11 protein-coding genes are annotated in these 13467 nt (G+C 37.1%); 3 read left to right on the top strand and 8 right to left on the bottom strand.

The features are described 5' to 3' along the window. Positions 1–17: 17 nt before the first annotated feature. The 8 genes from BJ095_RS14145 to BJ095_RS14110 all read right to left on the bottom strand — a co-directional run bounded on the left by BJ095_RS14145 (position 18) and on the right by BJ095_RS14110 (position 9861). Entirely contained in the window at positions 18–818 is an 801-nt protein-coding gene (locus BJ095_RS14145; protein WP_107936197.1) for a cytochrome c oxidase assembly protein, read from the bottom strand. Beyond that, positions 818–1294 (bottom strand): DUF2243 domain-containing protein, encoded by a 477-nt coding sequence (locus BJ095_RS14140; RefSeq protein WP_235867671.1) that lies wholly within the window; start codon positions 1292–1294, stop codon positions 818–820. The genes BJ095_RS14145 and BJ095_RS14140 overlap by 1 nt, the downstream gene beginning before the upstream one ends. 127 nt (positions 1295–1421) lie before the next feature. Continuing rightward, positions 1422–2378, bottom strand: a complete 957-nt coding sequence (locus BJ095_RS14135) for a cation diffusion facilitator family transporter (RefSeq protein ID WP_107936195.1) — start codon at positions 2376–2378, stop codon at positions 1422–1424. A gap of 75 nt (positions 2379–2453) precedes the next feature. Then, positions 2454–2771 (bottom strand): ArsR/SmtB family transcription factor, encoded by a 318-nt coding sequence (locus BJ095_RS14130; RefSeq protein WP_107936193.1) that lies wholly within the window; start codon positions 2769–2771, stop codon positions 2454–2456. 170 nt (positions 2772–2941) lie between these two features. Beyond that, positions 2942–5176 (bottom strand): YcdB/YcdC domain-containing protein, encoded by a 2235-nt coding sequence (locus BJ095_RS14125; protein WP_107936191.1) that lies wholly within the window; start codon positions 5174–5176, stop codon positions 2942–2944. Positions 5177–5364: 188 nt separating this feature from the next. Further along, positions 5365–6654: a LysM peptidoglycan-binding domain-containing protein gene (locus BJ095_RS14120; protein ID WP_107936256.1), complete on the bottom strand. Its 1290-nt coding sequence runs from the start codon at positions 6652–6654 to the stop codon at positions 5365–5367. Between the two features lie 176 nt (positions 6655–6830). Continuing rightward, positions 6831–8042, bottom strand: coding sequence for an EAL domain-containing protein (locus BJ095_RS14115; protein WP_107936189.1), 1212 nt, complete (start codon positions 8040–8042; stop codon positions 6831–6833). Positions 8043–8319: 277 nt separating this feature from the next. Then, a complete protein-coding gene (locus BJ095_RS14110; RefSeq protein WP_107936187.1) occupies positions 8320–9861 on the bottom strand; it encodes a DHA2 family efflux MFS transporter permease subunit in 1542 nt (513 codons plus the stop codon). A gap of 175 nt (positions 9862–10036) precedes the next feature. Between BJ095_RS14110 and BJ095_RS14105 the strand changes: the two genes are divergently transcribed. The 3 genes from BJ095_RS14105 (at position 10037) to BJ095_RS19290 (ending at position 13320) form a co-directional block, all read left to right on the top strand. Next, entirely contained in the window at positions 10037–10942 is a 906-nt protein-coding gene (locus tag BJ095_RS14105) for a TetR/AcrR family transcriptional regulator (RefSeq protein ID WP_107936185.1), read from the top strand. A gap of 24 nt (positions 10943–10966) precedes the next feature. Continuing rightward, positions 10967–12046, top strand: coding sequence for a DUF4236 domain-containing protein (locus BJ095_RS14100; RefSeq protein ID WP_107936183.1), 1080 nt, complete (start codon positions 10967–10969; stop codon positions 12044–12046). 233 nt (positions 12047–12279) lie between these two features. After that, positions 12280–13320 carry an RNA polymerase sigma factor gene (locus BJ095_RS19290; RefSeq protein ID WP_235867670.1) on the top strand — a complete coding sequence of 347 codons (1041 nt, stop codon included), beginning with the start codon at positions 12280–12282 and terminating at the stop codon, positions 13318–13320. Positions 13321–13467: the final 147 nt, after the last annotated feature.

The raw sequence follows: 13467 nt of genomic DNA, 5'->3' as shown, positions 1-13467 counted from the left end.
CCTAAGTTGTGAACCCTTCATCCTTCTGAAGTTTTAGCTACAGTGTATACTCTTCCCTCTACCGCTCGTTTCTTTCCTTTAAAGTATTGAGCACATAAGAGAATGACGATTACTAAATCAATGGCATCCCCACCATAATACATCAGCATTCCACCGAGCTGTGCATCCGTTGCTTCAACTCCAAGCGGAGGATTGGCATAAATCCATTTTGACAATATGCTGTGTGCAGCCATTGCTAGTATCAGCACAATCGCCCTTAACTGGAAGCTCGTCCGATGTGGTGTTACTTCGATGTAGATCATAGACAGGGTAAATACATAGCCCGCTAAGAAGACATGGACGTGAACAAAAACATGCAACAGATTTGATGATTGCATTGAGTGATATAAATCGGTTGTGTAAAGAATCCATAGACCTCCAGCATTAAGTATACTCGCAATAATTGGGTGGGTAATCCACCGCACATAGAAGCTTTTTAACACCTTGCTCAAAATCCTTCCCCATGTTACCGGGACACTTCTTAATAAGAGTGACATCGGTGCAGAAAGAACGAGTAAAAGCGGCCCTAGCATACCTAGTAGAAGATGTGTCATCATGTGTGCTTGAAAGCTTGCATGGGCTCGTTCAGCAATTGGTCCTGCAATGCCTAAAAAGACAGCAGCAATTCCAATTATCCAAAATACACAGCGAATCATTGGCCATTCCTTATATTTTTTATTTGTCCCATAAACCAAAACTAAATAACCGACAATCAATACTATCAGCAAAATATACAGCAGGATATCAAGAAATCCATTGCCATGATTATGATGATGCATTAAGCTTCACCTTCATTTTTCTTATGATTCGGGGATTTTTTCTGCATTACAAGTACGATACCAATAATAATCATGCAAGCTGCTATCACATTCCATACAATATCATAGTAAATTACATCAACATCATACCGAATTTGGTGTAGACGCATCAGTTTATGCTGAATGATTCCGTCATACAGCTGAAAAACACCAGCACCTAAAATTGCTGCACCAACCCATCGTTTAACATTCCACACCTTTCTTCTCCGAATATCTGCAAGCATGAAAAGACCTACAACAGTGGCAAACCAGCTGAATGCATGAAAAATCCCATCCGAAATAAGTCCGATACTCGTTGTTGATTTATCATAAAAGTGATGCCAATGTAAAAGCTGGTGGAAGACTACTTCATCTATAAACGCAACTAACCCTAATCCAAACAAAACTCCTGACCAAATATTGAACGGTTCATCGTTACTATTTTTTCTCTTTTCCAATCCATTCACCCTCATGTTAATTATTGCTACTGTTGTCATATTACCCAGTTATGGTAAAAGCTAAAAGCTCCAAATATATAATAAAAGAAGATACCTATACTTTCAGGTACCTTCTTGTCACTAACCATTAATGGTGATGATGGTGGTGACCACTTTCATGGTCATTTTTACAAAGTATCGAGTTTTCATGAGCGTGCTCGGAATCCTCCATTTGGACCGTAATATGGCCGATACCAAGATGGAGTAAATCATGCTCAATTGAGTTTAATAGCTTTTGACATTCTTGTATGGTCATGTTTTTTGAAACTACCGCATGACAGGAAAGTGCATTTTGACCACTTGTAATGCTCCAAACATGTAAATCATGAATAGTAGGAATGCCTTCTTTACCTTCAAAGACCTTAATAATTTCATCGATTTGGATATTGCTTGGTGCTCCCTCCATTAATACATGGATAGAATCCTTTGTAACACGAATTCCGCTAACCGCAACTAATAGTGCAACAATGATACTTGCTAGTGGATCTGCCCAGCCCCAGCCAAAGAACATTATAAGAAGGGCAGCTACAATCGCTCCCACTGAACCTAGCATATCCCCAATTACATGTAAAAAGGCTGCTCGAAGATTTAAATTTTCTTTTGTATCTGCACCACGTAGTAAAATCCATGCAACAAGGATATTCACGAGTAACCCTATAATCGCAATGACTAGCATACCTGAGGATGTGATTTCTTGTGGATTTGTAAAGCGCTCTATTGCCTCATAGCAAATAAAAACAGCCACAAGAATTAAGGTAACACCATTAAATACTGCTGCTAAAATTTCAAAACGTTTGTAGCCAAAGGTTTTACTATAGCTTGCTGTCTTTTCTCCAAATTTAAAGGCAAGAACCCCAACCCCTAAAGAAATGGCATCACTTAACATGTGACCTGCGTCTGACAATAACGCAAGACTATTTGTTAGGAGCCCTCCAATAACCTCAACAACCATAAAGGAAGCAATTATAAAGAAAGCAATTGTTAAAGTTTTTTTGTTTGCTCCATGAGTATGATTATGGTGTGCGTGATCATGTCCGTGTCCCATTTAAGCGCCTCCCTTCATCTTCTATATTAGTATATGCGCATATAGTAATATATGTTATCATTTAACGGTTTAGCTTTAACTATGCTTTGAGTGCTCAATCGTTTGTTTAAGCATATGCATTACGTGTTCGTCATCATAAGAGTAAAAAAGAGAAGTACCCTCTCTTCTATATTTGACCAAGCGTAAATTTTTCAAAAAACGAAGCTGATGTGAAACTGTTGATTGTCTTAATTCAAGAGCCTCTGCGATTTCATTTACCGAATGTTCTTTATGAAATAACAAATTTAAAATACGAATTCGAGTTGGATCACTTAACGCTTTAAATGTTTGGGACACAAGAAATAATGTTTCTTCATCTAAGTCATATGGATGTTGATTTAGTTGCTCTTCCAACACAGCCCCTCCTTATATATATGATTATATATTCATATATGAATATTTTATGTGAAATAGTACTCGTTGTCTATCAATTTATGTAAAATCCTGTGAATTACCTTTACAGCATTTCATAAATAAACACCAAAAAAGCTGACATAACAAAAGTATGCCAGCTTCCTTTTTAATTAATAATATCTGAAGCTAGTGCCGTTTTCATAAACTTTATGGGCTAGTTGGATTGTTGATACAGCTAGCTCTGCATAGGTTACTGCTTTTTTCGGATAAAATAATCCCTTTTCGGCTGGAAGAATATCAAGTGCTTCTGCTAATGCAACATAACCAGTGTAAGCTACATCCTTTGCATCCTTAATACCCTTAAGCTGATAAATTTCACTATGCTTTGCGGCTTGATTAAGACCAAGTGCTTTTATATACCATACTGCCAGTTCTTCACGAGTAATGTTAGCAGACGAGTTAAACTCAGGCTTTTCCGTGTCCAGAATACCCAACGAAACAGCGCGTTCAACTATCTGATAATATGGGTTGTCCGGAGAGATATCCTCGAATGATTGATGAGCTTCCTCCTCTTGTGGGTAAGCCCCCTCATAGAAATATGAAATTGATTTTATAAGTACCTTTAATGCTTCTCCCTTTTTAACAGTCGTTTCTGCATTAAACTTACTATCCTTAACCTCTAATATATTATTTTGAATAAGGTAATTTAACTCTTCTTCTGCTGTATTATGAGAAACAATTGGATACTCTTTTACACCATAAGGACTTGTCCACTTTCCACTTTTTGCATCTAGGAATGTAGATGACTTCTCATTAAAGATAGGCGTATATACTAAGGAATAGTGTTTCGTTTCGGCTTTATAGTTTTCTTTTACATATGCAAGCTTCAAACTTAGTGCTTCGTTAAAAATCTTTTCTGCTGCTTCTTTCGATAAAACATCCTCAGTTGTTGGCCATTCTTCAACCTCTAATTTATTCACATATAGACTATTTAAAGACCCATCAAAATTGATTGCTACACTAATTTCGTTGCCTGATACAACAAGCCCATTAACGATGCGTGGGAATGAGAAATTATAGACGCCGTATTCATCATCAGTAGTTGGCTCAGAAATAGGTTTGATATATTCATGTAAAGAGGAAGGTACCCATTCTTTTAAATGATTAATGGCTTGTGCCAGCGCTTCATCACTTGTTAACTTTTTGTCGGTGCTTGGATCCTCACCTACTTCTCTTAACACTTCATTTTTGACGCTATAATAATTGACGATTTCACCTGTTTGCTTATCTAGCTCGATGCTTGTCCCATAGCTGCCATTTCGATATTCATAGGAGTAAGAAATACTGATTATTTCTTTCCCTTCTCTAGTAGTATATTCTTCAATACTATCTAGCCTTAACTTAACCTTATCCGAATCAATCGCTAACAATTTTTTAGCGAGTTCCTTAGCATCCTCGACCGTGATTCCCTCTTGTCTTGGATTTAGCGGCTGCTGCACCAATTTTTCTACTTTAGGGTTCTGCGGAAGAGTCTCTGAGAAACCATTGTTCGTTAACCATTGTCCAGTTAGAGCATTAACGCCTGAATGCTGTGTTACTGGTGTATACACTAGCTGTACATTATTTTTATCTGTACGGTAGTCATAGTTTACTTGATACTGTAATTGTAAATTTAAGTTGTCTTTAATTTTACTGATTACGTCCTTCTCATTTACAAGCTTATCTTTTTTATCGAAGGTATTTTTCCCATTACCTGATGCTGAATATTGATAATATTGAACAATATCCCCATTACCAAGTACAGCTACCTCCATTTTTTGATCAGCAATTTCAACATTCTCTTCTGTATTGGTGAATGTGAAATAATATTGGATTGGCTCTGTTAGTAATTGATTTGAATAATAGTAATAATACTCGTCATTGTTTTTATCTAGCTTATACTGTTTTCCATTTGCAAACTTTTTAACAAAATCCTCAGCTAATTTTTGAGCATCTTCTTTTGTTACCTTTGCTGGAAAAAGTGCACCTTTTTTGTCTGTCGGTTCAAAATGGAAGCTCTCTAATTCAAGATTATCTCCTCTAAATGTAGCACTGCCGTAAATTTCCTTACCCTGAACTAATTTCGAAAAGCTTAAATCATAGCGTATCGTTTCATCTTCTGGGTAATAATGAGCAGTACTCAAGTAGAAATCATTTAATGTTAAAGAGTCAAACTTTTTCGGGAATAGCTCTTTAAATCTTTTTACTACCTCATTTTTTGTTACAATATTATCTGTAGAAGCTACCTGTATCTGTAGGTTTTTTGCGGTTGGTTGATCTACTGTTTCTGCCCCAACTGCAGTCACCATTCCAAAAGACATTGCCAACGTCATAATAGGGATTCCAATTTTATTTAACTTTACCAAAATATACCTCCTGATTCGTTATACCAAATATTGTAATACAATTGTCATAGATTAAAAATAGGAATTTATATTTATCTTATTCTATCTTCATAGTAAGATTATTTTTTTTCGCGTAAAAAAAGGGCAGTTCACTTTTACTGCCCTTTTAGATATTTCATATATTTTTTATTTATAATTACAGGACTACATTAATGCTTCACTACGTTGAAATTCTCACCGATTAACAGCCAGTTTTGCGGGAATGGGAAGCCTAACTTCCAATAACTGATGCCTCGCAGGTTTAAACGCTTCATGAGGTTAAACTTTGCTTGTATGGACCTCGCATCCTCAAACCACACTTTATGTGCCCTACCTTCACTATCCACATAGTTAAAATGAGGTGCCTGTGCAGTATAATCATATTCGATGACCGCATTATTAGTTCTGGCGATTTCAATCGCTCTTTGAGGACTTACCGCTCGAGCATATTGGCCTCCTTGAACAAAGGGAAGTGTCCAATCATAGCCATACAAATTTTGACCCATCATAATTTTATTTGCCGGCATTACTGTTAAGGCATATTGGATAACCTCTTCAACCTGAGGGATTGGTGACACTGCCATTGGTGGTCCACCTGAGTAGCCCCACTCATACGTCATAAGCACTGAGAAGTCAACAATCTCTCCATGAGCTCTATAATCATGGGCCTCATACCATTGACCTGCCTGCTCTGCACTTGTTTTTGGCGCTAGTGCAGTAGAAACAAGGAAATCTTCTCCGTGTAAGTAAGCAACCGCTTTTCTTAGGAAGTTATTATAAGCCTCGCGTTGGTCTCCTGGAAGAAATTCAAAATCAAAGTGAATATCTGATACCCTGCCGATTCGTCTTGCTTCTTCAACGATATTCTCAAGTAATACATCCTGAACAGCCGTGCTTTGTAAAATCGCTCTTCCTAATTCACCACTAAACTGACCATTCTCTAAATTAGACACTACCATCATTAAAGTGACCCCTGCTTCACCTGCTGCTTCTGGGATACCTTCAGTTGGTATCGGGTCAAGGCTGCCGTCTCTTCTTGCTTCATAACTAAACGGTGCTAAATACGTTAAATAAGGTCCTACACTTCTTGCTTCTGTTAATAATTCCTCACTAACCGAGTCACCCATCGGCTCAATATAAATATTCACTTCTGCGCTTCGTCTTTGCATTGGTGGGATGTATAAGCGCGTACCAACACTTAACGTTGTGTTGACATTGATGCCATTGATTTGAGCTAAGGTATTAAAATTTAAACCAAAACGTTGTGCAATCGAGTATAACGAATCACCCGGCTGCACCCAATAAAAACTTCCCGTAATCGGAATGACAATTGCTTGCCCAATGACTAAATTCTCTGGGTCTTCTAATTGATTGGCTTGAATGATTCTTTCAGTTGTTGTGTTATATGCTTGTGCGATACCCCAAAGCGATTGTCTAGGCTGGACTACATGGATTTGAATCTCGTTTCCCCCTTTAACGTTCATGGTAATTACACCTAGTATTTTATGTTTCTATTACTTCTTACATAACAGGACTTGATAAAAAATATGAATTTCGGAAAATACACAGATAGCTCCCATCAAATTCAATAAAAAAAATCCCTATTCATAGCCAAAGCTATAAATAGGGATACTGATTAGTTCACAATATTATGCTCATAGAGATAGTCGTAAGTGACGTCGACAAAAAGGTATTCGTGCTCGTTTAATGCCATCGAGAAGGTACGAGTAAGCTCACCTGTTTCAATATCACTATAGATACCCGATAAGTTACCTCTTTCCGTATTTCGAATCTTGATAATGTTGAATAAGAAATATGGACGCCAGCTCCAGTTTTTACCTACCGCACATTCTTCAACATCCCATTTTCCATTATGGCGAACGATATTTGGAGAAATTTGGAACCCCTCATCATTGCAAATATAGAAACGGAAGGCATAATCCTCTAATAGATTGGCTAGCTGCAGGAGTTTTTCAACATTCTTTCCATCTGGCTTCGTAATTTCCACAGTAGATGTAATCTTTTTACCGAGATTCTTCATTTCCTCAAATTTAACTTCAAGCAATCTTTTTTCAGCTGAAATAAATTGCTTACATTCATTTCTGAAGCGATCCTTTAAAGTATCCCTAGGAATGAATTGACTGGCTGGCTTTTGCAAATAAACCCCTTTAAAATATCTTGCTCCGCTTTTCCAGGCATGATGTAATTGATAGTCGGTTTGGATATTATCAAACATCAGGGCAGCACCAATTTTTACTGCTAACGATTGAATCGTTGTAAACACATGGTTCTGTGCACCCCAAGCATTATAGTTTAACTGGCTTACATTAATTTTTAATGTTGCTGGTTCAAACATTAAAATCTGATCTAAATTACTCTCAGAACCTATATTATCTAAAGCTATTTTTACTCCATAGGTTTTTATATAGCGAATGGGATGCTGTAGCTGCTCGCTTTCCCCTTTGAACTTATGCTCAGGAATTACTAGATAGATATTAGGTAATAGCTCTTCACCCAGTGTCTCTTTTAGTAATTGGAAATACCCATCACCAAAATCCTCCATTAGCAAATTAGGATTACATGGAAGGTACAGTCTGACCTGGTTCTGAGTAACTTCAGCTTTTGCTAATTCGATTGCTTTTTTAACAAGCGCCTGCTCTACTTCAGTACGAATTTCTATAGGAATGACTTCATCATATGTAAAGTCAATGATATTAATCGTTTCCCCATCATTTGTATATTGACCAATTACTTCATATGCAACGATGACATGTTCATCTGCACTATAAATTGGTTCAAATAAAATATCCATTTCGTCTAGTTTATCTAGAAAATCAAGCACATCCATCCACAAAACCCCCATGACTTACTTCTTTTCTTACCTTATTATACACCAATTACCACTTTGGAAAATATTACACAATATGACAATTTAGAAAAAGGATAACACAATACTAATTATATTCTTTGATGACTCATTTCAAAACACTCGTCAAAATATTACAGAAGAATATTCTTTTCCAAATGTAGAAAGCCCACTATTCAACGCAAAAAAGGTCATTCCACCTCCGGAATGACCTTTCTTTATATTAAGTACACAGTGATAGGTGTAATATATAACGATTTTATTTATTTAATGTTGCACTTGCTGGTGCATTTTTTCCATTATTTTCTGGAGCAGCTGTCGTTGTTTTACTATCAGGACTTACTGCTCGTTTTAAGAATAAAGATAAAACTAATGCGACAACTGTAATACCTGTTGCGATTAAGAATGAATATTGGATACCATCAAGTAATGATTGCTGCATAATTTCAGCTTTCATAGTGGCGATTTGCTCTTCTGACATTGGACCAGTTGCATTCGCTTGTGCTTGTGCAGCTAATTCTTCTCCAGTAGCTGTTGTTCTTTTGTTCATAATCGCGATTAATAATGCAGTACCGATTGATCCAGCAACCTGTTGAATCGTGTTGTTAGACGCTGTACCATGTGGATTTAAACGTGCTGGTAAAGAATTTAAACCGTTTGTCATAATTGGCATCATAACCATTGAGATCCCAACCATGCGAAGTGTGTAAATCATAATAATGTATAGATAAGATGAATCCAAGTCTAAAAAATGCAAGTAATACGTTGCAACACTTGTAATTGCTAAACCAGTAATAGCTAAAATTTTCGGTCCAACTTTATCAAATAAACGACCTGTAATTGGTGACATGATTGCCATTACTAGGGCACCTGGCAACATCATTAAACCAGATTCAAATGGGTCGATTCCACGAACACTTTGTACATAAGCCGGTGTTAAAATCATACCGCCCATCATCGCCATCGAAAGTACGGCACTAATGATAGAAGACAAAGCATATAAAGGCGATTTAAAAATTTCCATACTTAAAACTGGAGTCTCTAATTTAAGCTGACGCAGAACAAATAGTACAACACCAATAACCCCAACGATGATTGTAGTTAGAACGATTGGATCAGTCCAGCCATCATTTCCTGCATTACTGAATCCATAAAGAATTCCACCAAAACCAATTGTTGAAAGTACTAGTGAGAAGTAATCTAATGTAACTTTTCGATTTGGAAGTACATTTTCTAATTTCCAAATACTGAATAATAAGCTTAGTACTGCAATTGGTAAAATCATTTCAAAAAGAACGCGCCAGTCGTAACGCTCAACAATCCAACCAGATAGCGTTGGGCCGATTGCAGGCGCAGCAATCATTACTAATCCGAACATCCCCATCGCTGCTCCGCGTTTTTCAACAGGGAAACTGATTAACATAACGTTCATTAAGATTGGAGCCATTACAGATGACCCAACTGCTTGAATCATACGACCAGTTAATAATACTGGGAAGCTTGGAGCAATTGCTGCAACTAATGTCCCCACAACGAAAATCGACATCGCAATGATAAATAGCGGTCTCGTTTTAAAACGAGTAATTAAAAATGCAGAGGCAGGAATCAATACCCCACTCACTAACATATAACCTGTTGCTAACCACTGAACCGTTGAATAGGTTACACCTAAATCCGTCATGATCGTTGGAAGTGCAACATTTAATAAAGTATTATTTAAAAACGCAACAAAGGCGCCCACAAATAGAACCGCTATCATTAAATAGGGGGGCTTTTCCAATGTTTTAAAGTCATTGTTCATATATATATTTTCACTCTCTCTCTTTTATCATTTCATCCCTCGAAATATATTCTATACCTGCAGTCTATTTTTTTCAACATAAAAATAATTATCGTCCAAAAAGTTGAAATGAAAGTGTTTTCAAATTATACTTACGGTATAAAATTCGTTATTCAACAGATGATAAGGTGAGGTTATGAACAAAAGAAAACGACAAATCATACATGCAGCACGCCAGCTTTTTTTAGATAAAGGATTTAATGATACTTCTATTATTGACATTATTTCATCTGCAAATGTATCCAAAGGAACTTTTTATAATCATTTCAGCTCAAAAGTTCAATGCTTGATTGCCATTCTTGAAGAAGCCAGAGAAGAGATTATTACCGCTAGAATAGAGGTAGCTTTAAATACAAGACCAAATGATAAGAATGTTTTGCAAAAGCAACTCGCATTAGTAGCTCATGTCCACAGAAGACAAAACCTAATTCAAATATTTGAAGCCATATTTAAAAATAATGAGCCTGAATTAAAACAAGTGATTGAAAAGCAGCTAATTCGTGAAGTTGAATGGCTTGCCTCTCGATTTATCGATGTATATGGGGAGCAAATCCGTGAATATTCTTATGAATGTGCTGTACAAGCCTTAGCAATGATTCAGCATTCCTTCCGTATTATTGCAATGGTCACAAAACAATTAGCAACTCCAGAAGACGTTGTAAACAATGTATTAAACCATATTGAAGGTATGCTCGCTCATTTACAAAAAACAAATAGTATATTAATTACCTCTGATATCTTCCATGCTCTTCATGAAAAAGCAGAAGAAACCAAAGTAACAAGCAGCATGCTCGTACATCAGTTAGAAGGCTTCACAGAGAAGTTAACACCTGATGATTTAGAAAATGGTGTAGAATATGCAAACTATCTTCTAAAAGAGCTACAAGCTAATTCCGTAAATCTCTATGTAATGGAAGCCATTTTACCCGTTTTCAATAATGCATTTAAGGATACACCTCATGAAGCAGAGGCAAACGAAATTTCAATTGGTATATGGCGTTATTTACAAATAAAGAAAGAGGAAAAAAATTCTCCTATGTAACAACAAAAAATTTTGGAGGTATATATGGGATTAAATTTTCGCAAAAGCATTAAAATAGCACCAGGAGTCAGAGTAAATGTAGGAAAGAAAAGCACTTCCCTAAGCTTTGGAGGAAACGGCTTACGCTATTCCATAAGCTCAAATGGAAAACGCCGTTCAACCGTTGGGATTCCTGGCTCTGGACTTTCCTACACAACAACAAGCGGCGGTAAGAGCAAGCAATACAAATCACAGGCCTACCAGCAGCGTCAGTATTTAAATCAATTGAAAAAACAAGAAAAACAGGAGCTAGCTCGCTTTGAGGTCGATCAATATCAAAACTCTTGTGAAATTTTAAAATCCATTCATATCGAGTCAGATGAGCCTGTAGATTGGCATTACCATGCACAGCGCACTCCCCTTTTTAATATCAATGAAGCTGGACCACGAGAAAAACAGGCTTTATATCAATTACAAAATTATAAGCCTGGGTTTTTCGATAAAATATTTAAGAGCAATAAAAAAGAAGTGCTTGAAAATGGTGTTCTTCAAGCTCGTAAAGAGGATCAGGAAGAATATAACGACTGGGTAAAGCTCACACGCTTAAGCGAACGTGTACTAGCTGGCGATTTAGATGCTTATATGGAAGTTATAGAGGAAATGGATCCTCTAGAAGATTTGCATGAATTCGGAAGCGGCTTTGAAATTGGCTGTAATAACGCCTCTACCCTTTACGTCACTTTCGATGTTTATTCCCAAACCATCATTCCGAAAAACGAGAAGACCCTGACACAGGCCGGGAATTTATCGATAAAGAAGTTAACCAAAACAAAGTATTTCGACCTTCAACAGGATTACGTTTGCAGCTGCACCATCCGTATTGCACGAGATATGTTCGCCCTTCTGCCGGTCCAGACAGTCTATGTCCATGCCTATGATGAACAGCTAAACACCGAAACTGGCCATGTTGAACGCTTTTGCGTCTTATCTGTAAAGTTTGACCGCGCCACTCTAGAATCATTAAATATCGGTCTCATCGATCCATCCGACGCTTTAAACAACTTCCATCACAATATGAAGTTTCGTAAGACGATGGGGTTTGCTGAGGTTGAGGAGATTGTTTAAGGTTATATTAAATTGAAACATCTGTGTGACTTCTTTTATCGGAGTTGCATGGGTGTTTTTTACTGTAAAAAAGTTGGTTAACTCGAAGGGAGTAAAACTAGGTAGAATTCGTATTTCTAATTTTACTGAAGCTAAAGCTCTTAGTTTTTCAATAATTGTTAATTGTCTTTGACACAAATTGAAATTTCACACGTCTAATAAGATGAATTCAAATATCGGGGGAACCTAACTTTATGACAAATGCCAGAGAGAAAATTTCGGAGTGGTTTTACCTATACAGCAATGATGTTTACAACTTTTTGGTTTACTACACTGGTACCACAGATGTGGAGGATTTAGTACAAGAGGTATTTATTAAAGCTGGGCGTGGTCTTAACTCATATAAAAATCTAGCTTCACCTAAGACTTGGCTCTTCACCATTGCACGAAATATAGCCATAGACGAAGCGAGAAAGAAAGAATCAAAAATCAACAAAAACAGTACAGCATTTGATGAGGGCTTTTGGAAGCAGCAAACAACAGCTAATCCCGAACATATCCTCCTAAAAAGGGAGGAACAGAGAGAGCTTTACCTCTCAATCTCTAAACTGAAAAAGAAGTTTCGAGAAGTATTAATCCTAAGGGGCATTCAAGGGTTGTCCGTAAGGGAAACTGCCCAAATATTAAAAAGTCACTCTGGAGGGCAAGATATAAAAGAAACAGGAGTAGAGAAAACTCAAACAGCGAACGAGGATGAACAGCGAGACGATCTAAATCAAACCCTAGAGGATCTAGAGACTTCCGACGTAGAACAAGTAGCTGTTGAACAAAAAGCAAATGAAATATATTCTGCCCTTCGTAACCGAGATATGAATTTACTATCAAACTACGTGCACTCGGAGAAAGGTCTAGTCTTATCACTACTTTCCTATCTAGAAAACTATGGGGTCATTTTTGAAAAAGGTGAAGTTCGAACACTATTAGAAGATGACACGAAGTATACTTGGGGCATTGGAGAAGCAAATATGAATTTAATCTATACTCCAAAGGATTATATGGATAGATTCCTAAAAACAGATACTTTCCTTCACCCAGACAATGCATTTTTCGACTCAAATACACAGCGAAGCAACAGCCACAAACCTATAGAAGCGGTCTTCCCAGGATCTAAAATCGTCGAGTTTTATAAAGAAACAGAATATGAAGATTGGAAAAGTGTCTATCTCATATTTGAACAAAATGAACATTCTATCTGGGAGCTCGTTGCAATTATAAGTGACGAGTGGACACCTTAAGTCATAGAATTCGCTCGAATCAGCTCCCCCCGTCAACCTGTGACATAAAACTAATCGAGTAGAGGGAGAATAAGTTCTCGCCCCTCTCACAACACCGTACGTACGGATCTCGTATACGGCGTTTCAATTTATATTACAGTGTGTACT

This window comes from Ureibacillus chungkukjangi (assembly GCF_003217295.1).
GTDB lineage: Bacteria > Bacillota > Bacilli > Bacillales_A > Planococcaceae > Ureibacillus > Ureibacillus chungkukjangi.
The sequence above is the reverse complement of the archived record's forward strand: the minus strand, read 5'-3'. Positions and strand labels throughout refer to the sequence as shown.